Origin of the sequence: Paenibacillus sp. FSL H3-0302 (genome assembly GCF_037982245.1) — a bacterium.
GTDB lineage: Bacteria > Bacillota > Bacilli > Paenibacillales > Paenibacillaceae > Paenibacillus_AQ > Paenibacillus_AQ odorifer.
Genome location: NZ_CP150284.1, coordinates 3,385,569 through 3,405,993, shown reverse-complemented (window position 1 = coordinate 3,405,993; position 20,425 = coordinate 3,385,569). Strand labels below are relative to the sequence as shown.

General features: G+C 40.4%; 17 protein-coding genes, 1 pseudogene and 1 other annotated feature. Of the genes and pseudogenes, 8 read left to right on the top strand and 10 right to left on the bottom strand.

The genetic code is table 11. The features are described from left to right. Positions 1–31 precede the first annotated feature (31 nt). Positions 32–901 carry an AraC family transcriptional regulator gene (locus tag MHH50_RS15155; RefSeq protein ID WP_076125575.1) on the top strand — a complete coding sequence of 290 codons (870 nt, stop codon included), beginning with the start codon at positions 32–34 and terminating at the stop codon, positions 899–901. A 70-nt stretch (positions 902–971) separates the two neighbouring features. On the opposite strand, the gene MHH50_RS15150 is transcribed toward MHH50_RS15155, so the two are convergent. Then, positions 972–1,475, bottom strand: a complete 504-nt coding sequence (locus tag MHH50_RS15150; RefSeq protein ID WP_036677310.1) for a DUF1572 family protein — start codon at positions 1,473–1,475, stop codon at positions 972–974. A 252-nt stretch (positions 1,476–1,727) separates the two neighbouring features. Between MHH50_RS15150 and MHH50_RS15145 the strand changes: the two genes are divergently transcribed. The 4 genes from MHH50_RS15145 to MHH50_RS15130 all read left to right on the top strand — a co-directional run bounded on the left by MHH50_RS15145 (position 1,728) and on the right by MHH50_RS15130 (position 6,626). After that, positions 1,728–3,812, top strand: a complete 2,085-nt coding sequence (locus MHH50_RS15145) for a subtype B tannase (protein ID WP_340034558.1) — start codon at positions 1,728–1,730, stop codon at positions 3,810–3,812. 165 nt (positions 3,813–3,977) lie between these two features. Further along, complete coding sequence (locus tag MHH50_RS15140) at positions 3,978–4,670, top strand: response regulator transcription factor (RefSeq protein WP_076278485.1); 693 nt, start codon at positions 3,978–3,980, stop codon at positions 4,668–4,670. Then, positions 4,667–5,914 carry an ATP-binding protein gene (locus MHH50_RS15135; RefSeq protein ID WP_076278484.1) on the top strand — a complete coding sequence of 416 codons (1,248 nt, stop codon included), beginning with the start codon at positions 4,667–4,669 and terminating at the stop codon, positions 5,912–5,914. Before MHH50_RS15140 ends, MHH50_RS15135 begins: the two co-directional genes overlap by 4 nt. A 142-nt stretch (positions 5,915–6,056) precedes the next feature. Continuing rightward, the gene (locus tag MHH50_RS15130; protein ID WP_076125581.1) at positions 6,057–6,626 is read left to right on the top strand and encodes a hypothetical protein; all 570 of its coding nucleotides are present in this window, start codon (positions 6,057–6,059) and stop codon (positions 6,624–6,626) included. A gap of 23 nt (positions 6,627–6,649) precedes the next feature. Here MHH50_RS15130 and MHH50_RS15125 read toward each other — a convergent pair. Beyond that, positions 6,650–7,647: pseudogene (locus MHH50_RS15125) on the bottom strand (zinc-binding dehydrogenase). 131 nt (positions 7,648–7,778) lie between these two features. Here MHH50_RS15125 and MHH50_RS15120 point away from each other — a divergent pair. Next, positions 7,779–8,633 carry a LysR family transcriptional regulator gene (locus tag MHH50_RS15120; protein WP_340034619.1) on the top strand — a complete coding sequence of 285 codons (855 nt, stop codon included), beginning with the start codon at positions 7,779–7,781 and terminating at the stop codon, positions 8,631–8,633. A 104-nt stretch (positions 8,634–8,737) separates the two neighbouring features. On the opposite strand, the gene MHH50_RS15115 is transcribed toward MHH50_RS15120, so the two are convergent. The 3 genes from MHH50_RS15115 to MHH50_RS15105 form a co-directional block, all read right to left on the bottom strand. Further along, complete coding sequence (locus MHH50_RS15115; RefSeq protein ID WP_340034557.1) at positions 8,738–9,568, bottom strand: SUMF1/EgtB/PvdO family nonheme iron enzyme; 831 nt, start codon at positions 9,566–9,568, stop codon at positions 8,738–8,740. Positions 9,569–9,721: 153 nt separating this feature from the next. After that, positions 9,722–10,357, bottom strand: a complete 636-nt coding sequence (locus MHH50_RS15110) for a glycoside hydrolase family 11 protein (protein WP_076190353.1) — start codon at positions 10,355–10,357, stop codon at positions 9,722–9,724. A gap of 251 nt (positions 10,358–10,608) precedes the next feature. Continuing rightward, a complete protein-coding gene (locus MHH50_RS15105) occupies positions 10,609–11,490 on the bottom strand; it encodes an alpha/beta hydrolase (RefSeq protein ID WP_340034555.1) in 882 nt (293 codons plus the stop codon). A gap of 157 nt (positions 11,491–11,647) precedes the next feature. Here MHH50_RS15105 and MHH50_RS15100 point away from each other — a divergent pair, with 157 nt between their 5' ends. Further along, positions 11,648–12,361 (top strand): MerR family DNA-binding transcriptional regulator, encoded by a 714-nt coding sequence (locus tag MHH50_RS15100; RefSeq protein WP_076218106.1) that lies wholly within the window; start codon positions 11,648–11,650, stop codon positions 12,359–12,361. Between the two features lie 47 nt (positions 12,362–12,408). Here MHH50_RS15100 and MHH50_RS15095 read toward each other — a convergent pair whose 3' ends face one another. The 5 genes from MHH50_RS15095 to MHH50_RS15075 all read right to left on the bottom strand — a co-directional run bounded on the left by MHH50_RS15095 (position 12,409) and on the right by MHH50_RS15075 (position 16,567). Next, complete coding sequence (locus tag MHH50_RS15095) at positions 12,409–13,218, bottom strand: GNAT family N-acetyltransferase (protein WP_076278482.1); 810 nt, start codon at positions 13,216–13,218, stop codon at positions 12,409–12,411. Between the two features lie 47 nt (positions 13,219–13,265). Then, positions 13,266–13,506, bottom strand: a binding site (T-box leader). A gap of 120 nt (positions 13,507–13,626) precedes the next feature. Further along, positions 13,627–14,076: a DUF1569 domain-containing protein gene (locus MHH50_RS15090; protein ID WP_076125859.1), complete on the bottom strand. Its 450-nt coding sequence runs from the start codon at positions 14,074–14,076 to the stop codon at positions 13,627–13,629. Between the two features lie 251 nt (positions 14,077–14,327). Next, positions 14,328–15,209, bottom strand: coding sequence for an aminoglycoside phosphotransferase family protein (locus tag MHH50_RS15085; protein WP_340034554.1), 882 nt, complete (start codon positions 15,207–15,209; stop codon positions 14,328–14,330). Positions 15,210–15,307: 98 nt separating this feature from the next. Continuing rightward, positions 15,308–15,919, bottom strand: coding sequence for a hypothetical protein (locus MHH50_RS15080; RefSeq protein ID WP_143764969.1), 612 nt, complete (start codon positions 15,917–15,919; stop codon positions 15,308–15,310). Between the two features lie 300 nt (positions 15,920–16,219). Beyond that, on the bottom strand, positions 16,220–16,567 hold the full coding sequence (locus MHH50_RS15075) for a VOC family protein (protein WP_076190357.1): 348 nt from the start codon (positions 16,565–16,567) through the stop codon (positions 16,220–16,222). 806 nt (positions 16,568–17,373) lie between these two features. On the opposite strand from MHH50_RS15075, the gene MHH50_RS15070 reads away from it, so the two are divergent. Next, the gene (locus MHH50_RS15070) at positions 17,374–20,400 is read left to right on the top strand and encodes an ATP-binding protein (RefSeq protein ID WP_340034553.1); all 3,027 of its coding nucleotides are present in this window, start codon (positions 17,374–17,376) and stop codon (positions 20,398–20,400) included. The last annotated feature ends 25 nt before the right edge of the window (positions 20,401–20,425 follow it).

Genomic DNA, 20,425 nt, shown 5'->3' with positions numbered 1-20,425 from the left:
ACAATTGTGCTATAGGAGGTGCAGTCTATAAATGTTGGACTATGATAAACATCTACAGGAACCCATGGACATGCCGGATCCCGAGTTTCCGATTAAAGTACATACCCAGCGTTTCCACCAAGAAGGAGTTATGTTGTTCCCCCATCATTGGCATGAGCATCTTGAGTTTATATTTATTGAGAGTGGTGAGGCTGTTTTTGAGTGCGGACGAACACCGATCAACGTTCGGGCTGGCGATTTAGTTGCTGTGAACAGCAACGAGCTGCATTATGGGGTAAGCGCTTCTTCTGATTTATTGTATTATGCGATTATTGCAGATACTTCTTTGCTGCATAGTGCGGTAAGCGACGCTGCCGAAACCAAGTTCATCGCCCCGATTCAGCGGAACCAGCTGCTGTTACGTAACCATATCCGGGGGGATCAGCATATTACTGACTGTGCTTTGGCGATTATTCGGGAACTGGAACGTCGCGAATTTGGTTACGAGCTGGCCGTCAAGTCCGAGCTATACCGCCTGTTAACGCTGTTGTTGCGCAGACATATCGTCACCGTACTCTCACAAGCTGAGCAAGAGAGGCGTATTCAGACCGTTGAACGCTTCGCACCTGTTTTGCGTTATATCGATACCCATTACCAGGAACCGATTCAAGTTGACGAACTTGCGGCGCTAACGGGGCTAAGCCGCTTCCATTTCAGCCGTCTCTTTAAGGAACTAACTGGGCATACGATATCGGAATATGTAAATGCTGTCCGTTTAGACCGTGCAGATTATTTGCTCCGCCATACCCAGCTAACGATTTCTGAAATCGCTACCACTACCGGCTTCAGCGATATCTACTATTTCAGCCGCACCTTCAAAAAGCATAAAAAAGTAACCCCTAGCAGTGTGAGGGGATTCTAGTTAGAGTGAACAAAGGACTGCCTCTTGGCAGTCCTTTGTTAGTGTATGCAACGTTCCTCTAGTTAAACTATTATTGCCATACAAGCTGTCCCTTTCTTATTTTTGCTGCATAGATGATTTGGCCTGTATGATAATGGACTTCTCTCACCATCGCTATCATGAGATTAAGAGCAGTGGTCTCGTTATTTACTTGGCTATATGTAAGTGGTGGCAAATTAAGAAAGGGTTGTGACATCAATAACTCCGGGTTAGATTGGAGCCGTTCAAGATATTGGATAATAATATCAAAAGCATCCCTGGTCATGGTTATAGCTTGTTCTTTAGTCATTTCTAGACCTCTTTCAAACTCCCTCTCTCTATCTCTTGTATCAGGAATATCTAAAAGAATGGTTTCAATTCGTGAGTGTACTGCTCCGCTAATATGAGCAACCAAATTTGCAATACTGTTACTTTCCACGGTTGGGGACCATGTAATATCCTCTTGGGTACATTGCTCGATTGCTTGGAGCGTCCATTTCTTTTCCGATCTAAATTTAACCAACATACTTTCAATTAACTCAATGGCGATATCCATTGCTAACCTCCTATTGATATAACCTATGTAAATTTTACCAAACTCATCTCTACTGTCAAATGAAATCCAGTACCAATGCTATTTTTATGCCACAATGTTTTGTTACATTCTTATCCGAGCTCCTGAGTAGAGTTAATTGATAACGTTTGTTGGCCTTAAAAGAAGGAGTTGGTATATGACACTGGATCATTCAGATTAGTACAAAAGAGACTGATGAGATTATCTACTATTTTTAGAAAAAGGAGATACGAAATGAAACTTAAAAAATGGATTGCCCCTATCCTCACATGTTCTCTGATGAGCCTCTCTTTCGCTACAGGATCTGCAAGTGCAGCAACTAACAGCGAGTATAGCTTGAAATTCAATGCGACTAACTATACTACAAAGACCATAACGGTGGATGGTCAATCCGTCACTTATCGGGCATATGAGAATATCGTTTATGTAAAGAACCCTGTAGATATTAATTATGAAACTATGAACGTCTATGTCCCTGAGGAATACTTCCAGGGTAAGTCGATCGGTAGTTACACCGCCGATACCGCACCTATCTTCTTCCCAAACCAGGTTGGCGGGTATATGCCTGCTCAGCCAGGTAGTACTGAAACAGGTAAAGGAATGGGTATGGGGGCAGGTCCACAGAACGGCGCTCCGAAAACAGACAAGGAATCCGCAGCAGCCCCAGGCGCCGATACAGGAACGGAATTGAATAAACCCGCTGCGGGTAAAGACGAAAACGCAGGAACACCTTCATCTGAATCTCCCAGTGCTATCGCAGTTGCCCTGTCCAAAGGTTATGTGGTCGCATCTCCAGGCGCTCGCGGTAGAACTACAAAGGACGAAAAAGGTGTTTACACTGGTAAGGCACCCGCAGCTATCGTAGATCTGAAGGCGGCTGTCCGCTACCTTCGCTTTAACGACGACATTATGCCTGGTGACGCCGAGAAGATCATCTCTAACGGCACAAGTGCTGGCGGCGCGCTCTCCGCATTACTGGGTGCTACCGGCAACAATGCGGAATATGAGCCTTATTTGGAAGCGATCGGAGCAGCTGATGAGCGTGACGACGTTTTTGCCGTTTCGGCCTACACGCCGATTACGAATCTAGATAACGCAGATGCAGCTTATGAGTGGCAATTCAACGGAATTAACACTTATGAAAAACTTGATTTCTCCGGAAATACGGATTTTAACATGGAAAGAACGTTGGTAGAAGGAACATTGACGGAGGATCAGATTCAGGTATCTAACGAACTGGAAGCTATGTTCCCTGAATACGTCAATAGTCTAGGACTTACGAATACTGACGGAACAGCTTTGAAGATGGATGCGGACGGCAATGGCACCTTTAAAGATTACATCAAAGCTTTTGTGATCGCTTCAGCGCAAAAAGCGTTAAAATCGGGTACAGATCTGTCCGGCAAAACCTGGATCACCATTGAAAATGGCACTGTTACGGATATCGACTATGATCAATATCTCGCATACTTGGGCAGAATGAAACTGCCTGGAGCCTTTGACGGTTTAGACCTGAGCAATGGTGAAAACGATCTATTCGGCACAGCGAATGTCGCTGCCCAGCATTTTACTCAGTTCGGTTTGGAGCATGATACAGCGGGGGGAACACTTGCTGACCAGAATCTAGTGAAAATGATGAATCCAATGAACTATATCAGCACTGAGGGAACAACCACTACAAATAATTGGCGGATTCGGATGGGAACCAAGGATAGTGATACCTCCCTCGCTGTTTCTACTATATTGGCAACAGAGCTTGAGAACAAAGGTTCAAACGTTGACTTTGCAATGGCTTGGGATATTCCACACAGCGGAGATTACGATCTGGATGAGCTTTTTGCTTGGGCGGACAAGGTTAGTGCTACTTCGCCAAAAGCATCCGCAGCTGCCATTCCTTCCAAATCATCATTGTTGGTGAATGGTAACAAGATATCTGTTAACGCGTACAATATCGACGGCAGCAACTATTTTAAATTACGGGACATTGCTATGGTTGTAAACAACACTACACAACAGTTTGAAGTGACATCAGATGAAAATACAAATACTTTAAACATTACATCTGACAAAACGTACACTCCGACGGGCATTGAATTTTCAGCATCTGTAAATACTAGTTCAAAGACCGGTGTTATGACAGCCACTAAGATAACTTTGAACGGACAAGAGATTTCAGTAACGGGCTATAATATCGGCGGTAGTGAGTATTTTAAGCTGAGGGATATTGCAAAATCACTTGATTTTAATTTGGAATGGGATGCTGGAACGCACACCATAAGTATAGATACTTCTAACATCTATAAGGACAGTAATAAATAATAGAACAGTAACTTATTCTGGTTACAAGAGGCCGATCCTTCAATCGGTCTCTTTCCATTCCATTTAGAATGCGATTATTTCCCTCACCAACATGCAGTCTTCCTTGCTCCTTTTAGACAATTTACATACAATAAGGTCCAAGATATCGGAATAAAGGTGGTAGCTATGCAGGGTAAAGTGAACATACTAATTTGTGATGACAATATAGCTGTACATGAGAGCATATCTGCTTATTTACAGGCGGAAAATATGGAATATGAATCCGTATACAATGGTGAGGAAGTTCTTTACAAATTGGAAGATCAGCATTTTGATCTCTTAATTCTAGATATTATGCTGCCTGGACTTTTTGGGACAGAGGTCTGCCGTAAGATTCGCTTGACTAGTAACGTCCCGATTATAATGCTGAGCGCAAAAGGTGAGGAAACTGACCGCATATTAGGTTTGGAAATTGGTGCAGATGACTATATTACAAAACCGTTCTCCCCCCGGGAGGTCGTCACAAGAGTAAAAACCATTTTAAAACGCACTCATTACACCTTTCCAAGTGAAGACGCCATCCTGACGCTGGGAGAAATGAAGATTGACCGAAATGCTTTTAATATCAAAATTAATGGATCACGAATGGAATTTACACCTAAAGAGATCGAATTGCTTATCTATTTTACAATTAATAAAAACAAGGTGCTTTCAAGAGAACAAATCTTAAATAAGGTCTGGGGTTATGATTATTTCGGTGATACTAGAGCCGTTGATAATCTCATAAAAAGAATGAGAAAAAAACTGCCTGAAAAGAATTTGGGATTTGAAATCAAATCTGTTTATGGGATGGGCTACAAAATGGAGACTTCCACATGAAAAAAGTAACTTCCAACAAAAAAGTGATATATCTGGCCATCCTCTTTTGTTTCATTTTAGGACAACTTGGAGGAACCTTGATTATTAAACAGCTTTTTTTGAATTATAAATTAAAAGATATGCTGCCTCAGGCCTCTGCTATAGCTGCTGAAATGGCACAAAATGAGATGAGCATTCGAGGTTTTAAACCGTATCTTATGAAGGTGTATGATTTAGAGGGGAATGACCTTTCACCTGGTGACGAAAATAAGCATCTTTTTTTCAATGTTACATCGGAAGAATTCAAGGATGCCCTTATAGATTATATTCCCGAAGTAATTAAGTACAATAAATTCGCTGCGATTAAAAATATTAAGGGGTTTCCGAGTAAATCCATTGTCGTAGGTGCACCTATTATTCAGGATAAACAAGCGGTCGGAGTCGTCTTTTTATTAGAACCTGGTAGTGAATTTCAGGCGGTATTGAATGGCTTCTATTACGTTTTTACAGGTACCCTTCTGTTAGGCACACTAATAATCAGCTTCTTTATATCCTCCTATCTAAAGGAGATGAAGCAGCTTGAAAAGACTCGTCGGGATTATATAGCGAATATTAGCCATGAGCTGAAATCTCCCATTGCCTCTATCAGAGCTTTAACGGAGACGCTGGCAGATGGAATGATTCAAGATGAAGAAAAAACAAATAAATACTATGGAATTATTTTATCCGAATGTGCGCGCTTGCAACGATTGATTTATGATGTACTGGAATTATCAAGAATGCAAAATAAAAAAGAAACTTGGAATAAAGAAAAAATAGATACTCAGGAATTAGTCATGCTTATTGAGTCTAAATACTCTTTCTTGTCCGATGAAATGGGCATTGTATTTGAGATTACAGATAACGCCAGAAACCTTCCAGATGTTTTTTCTAATAAAGATAAAGTGTTGCAATTAGTCAATATTTTGATGGATAACGCCATGAAATACGTTCAGGAGGATGGGAAAATAACTTTTGATGCTATTGTGCATTCGAGGGTTGTAACTGTGCAGATATCAGACAATGGACCCGGCATTGCAAAAGAGCACCTCCCTTATATCTTTGAAAGATTTTACAAAAGCGAACAGTCCCATAATGAAAAAGGAAGTGGTCTTGGGCTTGCTATCGCCGAGGAAATTGTAAATGGTCTGGGAGAAAAAATATCGGTTACAAGCAAACCGGGAAAAGGAACAGCTTTTCAATTTACCATTAGACGGTTCAAATAATAACTCTCTCATTTAACACCAAGAAGGTCAGGTAAGGGTATTTCCCTCTACTGACCTTCTTATATTTTATTAATTGTGTAAAAGAAACTATCTTCCATCTTATGGGTATAATTAACATAAAGCTCTATAGGAGGGAAAATCATTGAGAAAAATAAGGAAGCTGATTCTTTTAGGATTTTGCATCATGATTTTACCGGGAACCGTGATTTATGCTGCAGCTGGCTCATCTGAAGTATCATTATATTTGAATAATGTGCTTCAAAAACAGCCCGCAATATTGTCCGAAGGTTCGATTTCCTTGACGACTGAACAGTTGTCTAAAGATTTATTTGCACTATTCGCCTTGGATGAATCAGGTAAAACCGTTCGAATCTATAAGCCTAATATAAACATGGTTATGCTCGATAATAACGGAGAGATTTTTGGTAAAGTAAAAAGCCCGTCACGTTTTGCATTTTCGACTCTATTACAGGTGGATCATTTAAAAACAGAAATTTCAGATATTAAGGTTGTGATCACCGATCCTGCGGATAAAACAGAAACCATTGATGCTCAACAAATTAAGAACAGCGAAGAAAACTTTTGGTTCAAAACCAATGAGTATACATATTCCTTTACTACAAAGGGCACCTACACTATTCAAGTATTTTTTAAAGATGTGGCTTCGAAAAAGTGGTTTCCTGTCTCCGAAATTGATATATTCGGCATTTGAATTCCAGTTATAAGGGACTCCGCTCATTCTATTCTTATCGCGATATTACCAAATTGTTCTCCCTGCTGCATTCGGTGAAAGGCTTGAACTGTGTCTTGTAAAGGATACTAGGATACACTCGATCAATGATAGGTCGAATCGAATGGTGTTCCATAAACTGAAGCATATCCGCAAACTCTTCACTACTTCCCATTGAGCTACCTATGATACTAATTTGCGGGAAAAATATGGCTCGCGTCGGGATTTCGATTCGATCTCCTGAACTTGCACCAAACGTAACAATACGTCCATTGGGTTTAATAATATCAAAGTAATGTGGGAACGTCGCAGGCCCAATGCTGTCGAGGATGAGATGAACGGTGTCTCCTTTCATGCTTTCCTTCCAGTTGCTATGACTGTCGAACGCATGATCAGCTCCATGAGCGAGTGCAGCTTGTCTTTTCGTTTCACTGCGTGAAGTGACACTGATACGTGCACCCACCGCTGAAGCCATCATCATGGCATAAGTCGCAACCCCACCACCAATGCCAGGTATAAGAACATGTTCACCTTTCTTTAAGCGGCCTCTAGTGAATAGCGCCCGATAGGCTGTTAAGGCAGATAAGGGCAGCACGCCGGCTTCTTCCCATGACAGGTAAGCTGGCTTGCTGATGGCATTTTGCGCAGGAATGATGATTGACTCAGCGAATGTGCCTTCTGAAGGTCCCCCAACAATGGCTGGAACGTTTGGAACATTATCGGTATGTTCCCATCCGATGCACGGATTAATGATGACATCTTCACCTACATTATGATCAAGCACACCTTCACCTATTGCTTCAATTCTCCCCGCACCATCAGAACCGATAATCAAAGGAACATCCTGTTTTGTTCTGGCATCCATGATAAACAAGTCCCTGTGGTTTAGCCCTGCAGCCTTTAACCTAACCTTCACTTCTCCAATCCCCGGTCTTTTATCCATAATCTCTTTATAGTTCAAGCCCTTCAGGCCACCTTCTCCAGCATGTATAATGGCTTTCATCATCTAAGCCCCTTCCTCAAGTTGTTATTAATGAATCTATAATAAATTTTACATAGTGGGTGTAATCCAGTAAAATGATCAAAACTGAAGGTGACTATCATAAATCATCATACCAAGAAGGTGCAAAGGAAATGGAAAGTGGAGATTTGAGAATATTTCAAGCGGTTGCTCGCGAGGGTAGCATAACGAAGGCTGCTCAAGTCTTGAATTATGTCCAATCAAATGTGACGAACCGGATTCAGTATCTAGAAGCTCAGCTGAAAATCCCCCTATTTCGTCGATCCAATCGAGGGATGACGTTAACGCCGGCAGGTGAGAACTTACTGGCCTATACAGACAAAATATTATTACTAATGGACGAGGCTGTGATAACCACACAATACTCTGAGCACCCTGCTGGTCCGCTCCGTTTAGGTTCCATCGAAACAACAGCGGCTACTCATCTAACGCCTCTGCTAACCGAATATCACTTACGATATCCCGAGGTTAATCTATCGCTTATAACGGGAGAAACGCATAAACTCTTACAAAAGGTGCTTGATTACCAACTAGATGGAGCCTTTGTTTATGGGCCCATTGACCAGCCTGATATAGAACATGTTGTTGCTTTCGAAGAGGAGCTGGTGCTTATCTCGCAACCAGGTAAGAGCGATATGCGCGAATTGCTTACAAAGCCAATGTTGTTTTTCGACGTTGGATGTACACATCGCGCCAAAGCTGAGAGTTTCCTAAATGAAAGCGGGATGAGCTCTTATAAGATTATGGAATACGGAACGTTAGATGTAATTCTAAGTGGGGTTACCGCTGGACTCGGCGTGTCTATGCTGCCCCAATCTTCGATTTCCAAGGCTGAAGAGGCGGGAGTAATTACTTCCCACCGTCTGCCTGAAGGATATCGAGATTTGCAGGTATGGTTTGTGTATCGCCGGAACGCGGTTTTTTCTAGTGCTTTGTCAAAACTAATCCAAATGATCGAAGAAATATAGCAAACATACATATTGGGGTTTGGTTATATTCGAGCGCAAAGCTTGTTTATTAATCAAACCCTTTTCAGCTTTTTCCGATTATACTTGGTATGTCTTATTCCCCTCTACTCACCACGAATTACTCGAAAACCTTGATCAGGACCCATACCATTCGCTTCGAACTTTCCCCGAAAAGAAATCTCGTTGTTGCTGATACCGCCGATCCACCCGCCACCCTTTACAACCCGGAAAGAACCGCTCTTACTATCTATATCTCCGTACCAGTTCCAACACCATTCCCTTACATTCCCTGACATATCGTAAAGACCTAGCTCATTAGGTTTTTTGCCACCGATAGATTTTGTTTTGTTGTGGTTGTTTTCTATGATCGGCCAGTTCCAATCTCCTGCTGATAAGTATTTGTCTCCAGCATTTTGCCAATACCATGCTACTTCATCTGCTTTATTGCTTCCACTGTAGGTGTAACTTTTGCTCAACTGTCCTCCACTTGCAGCATATTCCCACTCTGCTTCAGTAGGCAATCGGTAACCATTAGCTCCTGCATTGAGCGTTACTGTCCATTTTAAATTATCGTTATCACTCTTATTATTCGGATCTTTTTTATTTTTATCTATATTGTAATAGGGTTTGAACCCCTCTTTTATACTTCTTTTATTACAGTAATCTATTACGTCATACCAATTAACCATTTCTACTGGCAAGTTGTCGCCTTTGAATGCTGAAGGGTTGCTTCCCATTATTTCAACCCACTCTTTCTGAGTCACTTCATATTGGCCAATATAGAAATTTGATATAGTTGTACTTTTGTAGTTGGAATTTGTGTTAATGAAAGTCCCGCCTTTGACTAATACATAAGTATCCTTATGTTCAGGCTTTTCTTGCGAACAAGCGCTGATAACAACTACTATTAAAAGAGAAATTAATAGTTTTCTCATGGATATATCTCCTTTCCAACCACTGGTATGTAGTTAAGTATCATTTGTTGAATGATCTAAGGCTGCCGGCTGTGGACCGACAACCTTAGCAATGATAGTGATTAATAGTTATTTTAATCATCTGGAGATGCCTGAGCTGGTCCGATGCTCAAGTTACCATACTGTTACGTTTGAGCTCCCGCTACTTTGATATCCTTCTGTCGCTAACACCTGATAAGACCAACTGCTGCCCAGATTCATTCCGTAACTTTTCCAAGCATTAACGTGGTTGGCAAAAGTGATCGCAACATTGCTTCCCGTTGCTCGCTTGGATTGTCTTACACTCCAAAACTGTGTGAAGGTTGCCGTACCATCAATAGAAGGGGCGTTCGTTCTCGTAGTCGTATATATATCATATGTGCCTCCATCACTGGTCACGGTACCTTTATAAGTTCCAGTAGGTCTATAAGTGCCCCAGCTATCAACGACGTAATATTCTATGAGGGAGTTTCTCGTCCACCCATACAGAGTTAAATACCCATTGCCGGATGGTGCCCAGACGCCTGCATTGTAGTTTATTGTTCTAGATGGGGATCCAGTATTCCAACCTTTACCAACAACAAAGTTACCAGTATTTGACCATGTAACGCTGTAATTCCCACCAGATCCATTAGTAGCATTTACTGTTCCGCCACCATCGGTCCAATTTTGCCAATAGTCTGTCGCTGCACTTGAGGTTGCTGCAAACAAGCTGAAACTCATTGTAGCTGCCATAATTACAGTCACGATTTTCTTGTTAAATTTAAACATAATCTACCTCCTGAAATTTTTTGTCACTACATACCTACATACTGCTTGTCTGTATTTCTAGTAGTCGAAGCAATTCCTTGTGGGGCAGATTCGCAACACCACTTCCTTCCATATATATTAATGTAAGCGATTACATATGGAATCTTATCATAGATCGTTTACTATTTAATCTCTTCAAATTAAAGATTTTACCCTAAAAAGTATTGTTCTTTTGGGATACCTTATTCACTGGATTTTTGTATCTGCCACAATTACAATCCAGTATTTTTTAGTAACACGTTCATAAACCAAGGCTTAATCAGTGGTAAGACTACTGCTGGTTGCATAGCTTTTGTATGGTCCATCTCGGCTCCCGTAAGGATTTCAACATCCCAACCTAAATCAGCCAGCATCTCCTTATTTCTTTTTAACAACCCGACGATGTCAACGGTAACGTTCCCGAAATTTTCACCGTAAACGATCGTATCATTTCCACCTGCAAAAGCTAGTTTAGGGAGACTAAGCAAATGTTGAATACTGCGATCATCAAAGGCTGTGAGGCTCTGATATAGAGTGACAAATTGTGCTGTAACACGGGTATCTATGGTAACCTTTATATTGTCCCAATCCATTTGGTTTGGACTCTCCGGTCCTGCTGGGCTTTCCACAGGATCATTTTGGTTACTCAAAGCTTGTGTATGTGTTTTATGGGTCACAACCCTCATTTCTTGATAGGGGCCATTATAGGGTGGAAAACCTCCCATTACCAAACTCTCCAAGCGATCTGTTCTTATAGCCATTTGCAATCCAATCAACGCAAGCCAGGAATAACCGTAGTAACTAAAGCTTGTAACATTCATTTCATCCGCAATGTGGAGAAGATCCTTCACAATATGATCTGCTGTTAGATTTTCCTCTGGATATTGAAATAGATGACCTTCATAATCGAAATAAAGCACTTGAAAAGTGTCCGCTAATCCTTCAACAAAATGTTTACCTAATTCGGGATCTACTCCCCACAGCTTTAAGTTTTCTGCTTCCTGATTGTACACAGATTTTTTAGCGATGGGTAACATGAGGGTTGGGCAATCTGGAAGTCCTGCCATATCTACTTCTATTTCTGATTGATTTGCTAATTGTATTATCTTTTTCAATGAACTCACTCCTTTATGTTCTATAAAAGTATCATATAACATTCATGCAATCTTTCGGTTTATCCCTCTACCTCCCTTGATATATCTACCTAAATTCGATTTAATATTGTTGTAGCACTTGAATGTTCAACTTTAATGTTTTGGGGTGATGATGTTTATGGAAGAGATATATACACCTACACTGATAGCTAAGCAATTAAATGTGAGTACCACTACTTTAAGGAGATACGAAGATCAAGGTTTAATTCCAGATGTACCAAGGACCGTCAGCAACCGCAGATGTTACACTTCCATCCATGTGCAAGCTTTTATTACCATTCGGGCATTATTGCAGGGATATGAAATTCCGGTTGTGTACGATGTGATGAGGAAGATAAAAGGCCAGCAGATGGAGTCTGCTCTTTGGGCAATCAATCAAGAGCAACATAATACCCAAGTGGAAAAAGAAAGGTTAGAGGAAGTCTTACGCATGTTTCGGGATGTTGATTTATCTAAATACAAAGATTTAACTGTATCAGATTCAATGACGATTGGTGAAGTTGCACAAATGGCAGGAGTTAATCCATCAGCTATTCGGCATTGGGAACAAGAAGGGCTAATCTCTTCGAATAGGAACAAAGATAATGGCTACAGAGTCTTCACTTTAACGGAATTAAGAAAAATTATTCTTATCAGCAGTTTAAGGAAAACTGTTTATTATATCGAGAATATGAAACAGCTTTTGAATGAAATAGAAACACATAACTACAAAAAAGTGGAGATATCCTTTCAGCTTGCCTTACAAAAATTGAATTCTCAATTAATGAAGCAATTTTTCGCGATAGCTGAACTTACAAACTATGTGAAATTGTATAAAAGTAATGCCGAGTAACATATTGATCATAGAAAATGGACTACCTTGCGGTAGCCCTTTTGTGCCTATTTGAACTTGATGTCAACAATCTTCCCGCTTTCCACAAAACCAATATTTCGATAAACCTTATTCGAGTCAGGATTCTTTAAATCAGCATAAAGCATGGGCACTAAATTCTCCGATAAAAGAACGGAACATAACTCTGCTACTAGTGCACTTGCATAACCCTTTTTCCGGCAAGAAGGTGGTGTGTATACCGCATTTAATCTGGAATATCTTGCCGACCTATGTGCAATGTACGCCATCGATACAGGTTTATCGTCTACAAACCATATATACAAGTCCCCTGTCTCAATCATCCTCTTGGCATCTAGAATTTTAGCTTCTGGGTTCACCCTAACCCCATAAGCCCCCTCTGAGAAACCCGCCAAAAACTCTGCTACAATGGCCAGGTTTTTTCTCGTTGCTTGTTGCATTGTACCCTTTACGTTCAACGGTTTCTTTGGATCTGTACAGAAATAAGATTCTATAGTCATCGTGGACTCATATTGAAGATGATTTGCCTGAGAATACAGCTGTGCAAAACGTTCTGTTGTTTTTGGTTCTCCAGATACTCCCGGTAATGTAGTCTCTTTAAGAAATTCTATAAGTTCTTCGTAGAGAACGGCCTTCTTATCCTCGACAATATCCTTAGAACTCCAAAGCCATGCGTTATGTCCCGTTGACTGGGCATAAATCATTGTTTCATCAGAATCTTTTAAGCAAGTAGAACTCTTCGACTCGCAAATAAGGTGAATCAGGTTGTATTGAACCTCATCAGCAATAAATATATCCTGGCTAAGTATTCGATCGGAGACATTGATTTTTTGAAACATTGTTACTCCTCCTTATTTATTTATAAGAACGCAAAAAACTCCGTCCCATTAGGGACGGAGTAGATTCCGCGTTACCACCCTGATTGGTGTATTTATGAATACACCCTCTCTGCTGCCATCGTCCAACAACGATGCTTCTTTGTAACGGCAGAATCCCGGGCCCGCCTACTATGATTTCGGGAGCCAGCTCTGAGGCGATTGTTCGATTCGGGTGTCCTCTGCCTCGCACCAACCGGCAGTTCTCTGATCGACATATCCGGATTTACTTGTCCTCTTCGTCGCATTTGATTGCAATATAATTAGATACAATATAAAGTAATAGGGATTTTATGTCAATAAAAAATATGTGAGTTGGCGATTATGAGTGCTCGTCTCCGTTAAACAATTATTATTCACTGCGAAAAAATACTAAACACCAAATTGTCTTAAATGATGGTCTAGATGTTTATAAATCCCTTTACCCCATTGCTCCGGAGTGAATTTCCCGAAAAAAGGATGTGGATGGGATGAACAATTCTCCGGACCGTTACTTTGAAAAGTTATAATCTTTTGTTTCAGTATTTCTTTTTCTTTTCCAAAATCTCTATCATCTAAAATAAGTATGGTCGGAATTGTTGACATATTATGTGGTACTGGCTTGTCATTGTAAAAAATAGATTTCACAAACCCTCCTATTAATATTCCTAGCCAACTTCTAGGAGGAAAGGAGTTTCCATTTGCGATGTCTTGAAATGCTGAACAGTGAGCCAACATTTGAGAAACATTCATTTTTCCCCACTGTGGGTTTGAATTTGGACTTAAATTCTCGATACGGCTCAGTATTTCCGCTGTATGTAATTTGTTATATATATTTTCCATAAACACACTTCCCATTGCGTTTTTTGGGTTTTCGATTTTTTCATTATTAGTTCTGATGATCCATATATCACGATAAGCTATTGTATTCATGATTGCATCATAATAATTTTACAGTATACTGCCGATCTAATATTCGCCATTTCCATTATTCTATCCTTTATTCACTATCATGTCCTTTAACGTAATAAAGCTATCCATCATGGAGGTAGCTCCTCGTCTTAAACTGTCTTTAAATATCGTTTCCCGTTAGTTCAACAACCTACGGATTTCTGCAATACAGAAATACTTTCCTTTAGGAACGCCCTATTCTTTTCAATCCCTCTATTTTTACACCAGACAACAGCACCAAAAGCATCGTAAAAATCATAAAAGGGTAGTATTGTTTCCAAATCCATTAGAGGACTAATTGTTGAATATCCCTCTTTATACGAAATTCTACTTTGAGGATTCACTTCCCAAACATATCGGTTAATTTTTGTGAAATCAATTTCAGAGGATCCACCCCGTGCACTCTCAAAATCAATAATTCCAACAACCATATTATTATTTGTTAGTATATTACCTTGTCGAAAATCCATATGAACAACACACGGGCCATCAGGAGGAGGTAAAACTGAGAAAGCACCCTCAAAGTAATTAATACATTTTTCGAAAAGTCCTCTCTCAAGGACTTCCTTGCAAGGTTCTATAAATTTTTCAAAGCTATTTCTTATATAAAGTCTCCAATTGTTCTGATTAAAAAATTGAAAACCGTCTAATCCTTCCACACCATATCCCGGCATTTTAACTTCATGCAGCTTTGCGTGAAGTACTCCAATTTGAAATGCTAATTCATCGTCAATAGCACCTGTACATGGTATACCTTTAATCTCAGATAAAAGTAATGCACCAGAAATTAAGTCATCCCCACTCCAGAAGTCTAACACCTTTGGAACCGGTAATACCTCCCTCAACAGTTCAAGCATACGATATTCGCGATATAGTTTATCCCTGTTATAAGGGATCTTCGCATACACCGTTTCTCCATTAGTAAGATTCAGCTTGTATACTTGTGAACTAAAGGACTCAGGAACATTATCTATACTTAATACATTAAGGTTAAATCTTTTTATGATTGTTTCTACTAAGTTCAACTCGCACCTCACATGTTATGAATGAATAGTAATTAGTTCAGCTATCTTATTCTTAATTTTATTGAACTATCCTAACCATTAGTGCAATAAAATTACACTTAGCCCTTTTTCCTTCTTGCTCTCAGGTAAATGACCGAAATCACTACTAGTCCTATTGCAATTACAATATACAAATCAATATCCTGCTCAAACATTAACCACATCTTATATTCTAGGTGTACTTGCTGTTTGGGTCGAAGTCCTTCACCGAATAGTTCTGTTGCTTGGTTAAGGTTATTCATTTCAATTGTTGAACTGCATGGACTACTGCTTGATTCGCCATCCACTTCGCTAATGTATATTAAGTATTTATTACCTTCCTTGAAATCAAAACCCCAAGTGTAGTCTGTTCTCACAATAATTTGAGAGTCAACTTCAGTTTTCCAACTTCGTTCAACATCCACTAATATATATCTGATTTTCTCTTTTGTCCCCGTAAATCCTTCTTGTTTCAAATCGACCTTTATTTGTTTTACTTCACCGTAAATAGCTCCGCCGTAGACCTCTAGGGCTTCTTGGGGACTTCCTAACTCGACACAGGATAAAGCTTTAGCATCTTGTCCATTTGCAATAAAGAATGCGAAAGTGAATAAACATATTAACGTGATTAAACGAAGTTTCAATTTACCACCTACTCTTATGATTTTATTACATAACTTCTTTATTGACATAAGTTATAGGTGAAATGTTGCACTAATTTTCCAATTCCTTCAATGAAATAGGGAGTACACCTCGACGGTATGCTCCCTATTTGGGTTGACAATAGTATTTCGTTGGCCGTGGATGCAGCGCAAGCGCCGCACCTCAGAATATAAAAGTTAAAGTTCTTCCTGGGAGCTGAAAACTTTGAAGAAATATTCCCCACGGATTTGACAACTTTATTCCCTAATACATTTACAATTAGATGTTGAACTGAGCGTTTTTATTAAACTAACGCACCTGTTAGCTCAATAGCAATGATGTGCAACTCCTTACTTCTCCCAAAGCTCGATCAGTCGACCTTCTGGGTCTTCAATCCAAATAAACTTTCCAAATTCACTAATCTCTATTTTCTTTGCAAGAGGTACACCAATCTGTTCAAAATGCTTAATCGTCTCATTTAGATCATACACTTGGAAATTTAACATCACTTGTTGTTCTATTGGAAAATAACTGTCATCCTCGGTAAAGAAAGAAAAAATAGTCTCATTTCCCACTTGAGGTTTTATCACAGTCCCATTCCAATTCTCAATGTCAAGCTTCAACACCTCACTGTACCACTTTTTTGTAGCTTCAAGATTTTTAGTTCTCCAGAATATTCCTCCGAAACCTTTAATCATCGTATCTACACTCCTGTCTGCATTGAATTTTCTAATAATATACCCTTTAGGATTAAGGAGAATCCACCGTTAACCTCCAGTCATTACACCGAAGGTTAGTACTAACGGGGTATTCAAAATCACATTCACCAATAAACGAGGAGCCAAGCTTATGAAAAATGATATTGGAAGCAGGAGTGAAGTGTATCGGGCCCTATAGTCGCTATTAACCATAATTCGGCTCATTTGAGAACCTATCGGACTCTATAGTCGCTATTGGCTCGAAAAGCCCTCATATCGCGCATGTTTGGAACAAATAACGCCTCTGGGGTCCGAAACACTTCTTAAAAGTCAAAATTCAGCCGAATAGCTGCATCTGAGTCCGATCGCTCATGGTGAAGAGAGCGTGTGGGAATACAATACGCACAACAAGCAGCATAGTCGCACAACCGGTATCACAGACGCCAAACCAGCAGCCAAATAGCACATCCGGTAATCCAGACGCCCAACAGAGAAGCACCAATCAAGTATCCGAGTGTTCGTGTGTTCGTGTGTTCGAGTACGCAAATGTTCAAGGAGATACATCATGCATCTTCCATGTGGAGAACATTCCTCTTAGCCCCACGCAGTGTCCGTTGCTCACTACTTCTCCTTCTTATGTAAATAATCTTCATTTTAGATTCTAGATTAGAATTATTTGCTATAATGTTCTCATGAAAAATAAAACTATCCTAAACAAATTAGCTATCATTCTACTTTTTATAAGCATTCTCTTTGGCCTACGCTGCATTTGGTTGAGTCTATTTAAGGTTTCCGACACTATACCTGTGATTAACAATGGGGTACTGGATTTACGCGGCCAGGATCTGGAGCAGGCTAACTTATTCAGGCTGGATGGTGAATGGAGCTTCTATCCTTCGCAATTCGTTTCATCGAAGACTTCTACTCTACTAAAGCTATCCCACTCGCTTCAAGTTCCTGGAAATTGGAGCCATGTTATGGGAAGCGATCAGAATTCTTCTTATGGTTATGGTACGTATCGTCTGCGAATTTTGGTAGACCCGCTTCAGCAACCTGTCTCTTTCTGGATCAAACAAATTTATTCCGCTTCCAGTGTGGAGATTAACGGCACTCCTATTCTCAATAATGGGGTAATAGCTCTTGATGCCGATACATATGTACCCAAAACCACCTCATATACAGCAGCTTATTTTTCAAAAAACACCACAGTGATAGATGTATTTATTCACGTAGCTAACTTTGATCACCCCTATAAGGGCGGTATAAAAGGCCCTATTTTCTTTGGCTCTCAGGAACTCATTGACCGGACATACTTTTACACTGTCGGATTTCAAATGCTTACAGCAATTATCTTACTACTGCATGGGCTTTATGCCTGTATTCTGTACTTATTTAATCCTAAAGAACGTGCTCTGTTTCTTGTAGGGTTAATGACCTTATCTGTAGCTGTAATCCTTTTAGCTCGAAATGACAACTTAGTGCTTTCATTACTGCCGATTAATTATACTTGGTCCTTAAAAATCCGTTTGATCGCCTTCTTATGGCAAAACCTTTTTATTCTGCTTGTTTTCAGGAAATTCACCTCAGGTACCAAAGTCAACAAGTGGTTACGTGCTTACACATGGTGTCTTTTCCTTTATACCTTGTTTATATTTATTGTCCCTGCTTATTTAGTCAGCACATCCATTCATTTGGGAATCATTCAAGTGTTCCAGTATATTCCCTTCATTTGGTTGCTCTATAGCTTAGGGCGCTTATTGTTCAAAAAGCAAGATGATAAAGATGTTGTTTTTCTGCTGTTATCAGGTGCGGCGATCGTTTCTAATTTGTTATGGAATTTGTGGGATAGTAACGGACACTATTCAATTGTCTATTATCCTTTGGATATTATCGCAGCCATCGTGGGCTTCTCAGCTTATTGGTTTAAAAAGTATTTTCAAAATGCTAAAGAGAACATGGAACTAAATGAGCAGCTGAAAAAAGCAGACAAACTTAAGGACCAGTTTCTCGCTAATACCTCACATGAGCTGCGTACACCGCTTCACGGAATCATGAATATCGCGCAAAATATTGTCACAAAAGAAAAGGACAGACTTTTCGAAAGTAGCCGTCAAGATATGGAACTGCTGATTACAATCAGCCGCCGTATGTCTCATATGCTTGGTGATCTACTGGATGTGGTCCGTCTTCAAGAGCATCGTGTTATTTTACAACAGGAACCTATTTCGGTTCAATCGGTAGTTCCCGGTGTGATTAGTATGCTTCAATATATGATTGAAGGTAAGCCAGTCCAGCTATCTATGGATATCCCGGAAGCTATGCCGCCAGTTCTTGCGGACGAGAAAAGACTGGTGCAGGTTTTATTAAATCTGGTGCACAACGCGCTCAAATACACCGAAGCAGGACTTGTAGCTGTTAAGGCTGAGGAACAGGACGGACAGGTTCTTATCTATGTGACAGATACCGGAGTAGGCATGACTGAAGAGACTATGGAACGAATATTTCTACCCTATGAGCAAGGCCCTCACGGAATAAATGACGGGCGTGGAATTGGGCTGGGATTAAGCATATGCCGGCAGCTGGTAGGACTGCATGGGAGCAGCCTAAGCATTCAATCTGAGCTTGGTAAAGGTTCAACTTTTAGTTTCACACTCTCTCTTGCCGATTCTTACAGCGAACAGATAATAAGACAGACGGAACCTACAGTTTCGTATATGGCAGATGAGATTCATAGACAGATGGCTGAGTGGGGAATTTCCGAACACCAGCCAAGTAATCACTCTGAAAAAATTCCGCCGCTTTTTACAGAGATGAAGGTAAATATTCTGGTGGTAGATGATGATCCTGTCAATCTGAATGTACTAAAGGGTATTCTTGAAACCGAACCTTATATCATAACTACCGTGAACTCAGCCCATGAAGCATTGGAATTGTTGGATAAAAGGAACTGGGACTTACTTATTGGCGATGTTATGATGCCACAGATGTCGGGATACGAATTAACACAGAAGGTTCGTACTCGTTACTCCTTATATGAGCTTCCGATTCTACTGCTTACTGCCCGTAGTCAGCCTGAGGATATTTATACTGGATTTTTGTCCGGTGCCAATGATTATGTCACAAAACCTGTGGATGCAGTGGAGCTTAAATACCGTATTCGGGCTTTAACTGCGATGAAGCTATCCTTCAATGAACGGGTGCGCATAGAAGCAGCCTATCTACAAGCACAGATACAACCGCATTTTTTATTCAATACGTTGAACTCTATTGCCGCACTCAGTGATTTGGATACTAAAAAAATGCAGGAGCTCATTGGCGCGTTTACTTCTTTCTTAAGAATCAGTTTTGACTTTTTAAATGTCGGAGAGCTCGTGAACCTCTCCCATGAACTGGAATTGGTAGAATCTTATCTGTATATTGAACAGACTCGATTTGCAGAAAGGATATCTGTTGTCTGGAAGGTAGATCCGAATATTGACATCCTAATTCCTCCTCTATCCATCCAACCGTTGGTAGAAAATGCTGTTAAGCACGGTATACTTAAGCGCCAACAGGGTGGGACTGTTGAAATACGTATTATCCGTCTGCACAACGCTGTAAAGATTGAGGTGGAGGATAATGGGCAAGGTATGGATTCCGGGACCCTCTCTTTACTGCTGAAGCCAATGATGGAAGGCAAAGGTGGCATCGGGCTGGCCAACACCCATAGGAGGTTAAGTCAATTATATGGTCAAGGTCTCTCGATCCAGAGTAAGCCTGGAGAAGGCACCTTGGTATCCTTTGTTGTACCAGAGGACAGTGATAACTTTTCAAGCAAAAAAGCCGCTCCATAAGGAGTGGCTTTTTTGTATCGTTATC

Coding starts and splice junctions, on each gene's coding strand:
- MHH50_RS15135 (WP_076278484.1), top strand. CDS start 4,667: ATGAAAAAAGTAACTTCCAACAAAAAAGTGATATATCTGGCCATCCTC.
- MHH50_RS15155 (WP_076125575.1), top strand. CDS start 32: ATGTTGGACTATGATAAACATCTACAGGAACCCATGGACATGCCGGAT.
- MHH50_RS15090 (WP_076125859.1), bottom strand. CDS start 14,076: ATGGAAAATATATATAACAAATTACATACAGCGGAAATACTGAGCCGT.
- MHH50_RS15075 (WP_076190357.1), bottom strand. CDS start 16,567: ATGATTAAAGGTTTCGGAGGAATATTCTGGAGAACTAAAAATCTTGAA.
- MHH50_RS15150 (WP_036677310.1), bottom strand. CDS start 1,475: ATGGATATCGCCATTGAGTTAATTGAAAGTATGTTGGTTAAATTTAGA.
- MHH50_RS15120 (WP_340034619.1), top strand. CDS start 7,779: ATGGAAAGTGGAGATTTGAGAATATTTCAAGCGGTTGCTCGCGAGGGT.
- MHH50_RS15095 (WP_076278482.1), bottom strand. CDS start 13,218: ATGTTTCAAAAAATCAATGTCTCCGATCGAATACTTAGCCAGGATATA.
- MHH50_RS15110 (WP_076190353.1), bottom strand. CDS start 10,357: ATGTTTAAATTTAACAAGAAAATCGTGACTGTAATTATGGCAGCTACA.
- MHH50_RS15145 (WP_340034558.1), top strand. CDS start 1,728: ATGAAACTTAAAAAATGGATTGCCCCTATCCTCACATGTTCTCTGATG.
- MHH50_RS15080 (WP_143764969.1), bottom strand. CDS start 15,919: ATGTCAATAAAGAAGTTATGTAATAAAATCATAAGAGTAGGTGGTAAA.
- MHH50_RS15100 (WP_076218106.1), top strand. CDS start 11,648: ATGGAAGAGATATATACACCTACACTGATAGCTAAGCAATTAAATGTG.
- MHH50_RS15115 (WP_340034557.1), bottom strand. CDS start 9,568: ATGAGAAAACTATTAATTTCTCTTTTAATAGTAGTTGTTATCAGCGCT.
- MHH50_RS15140 (WP_076278485.1), top strand. CDS start 3,978: ATGCAGGGTAAAGTGAACATACTAATTTGTGATGACAATATAGCTGTA.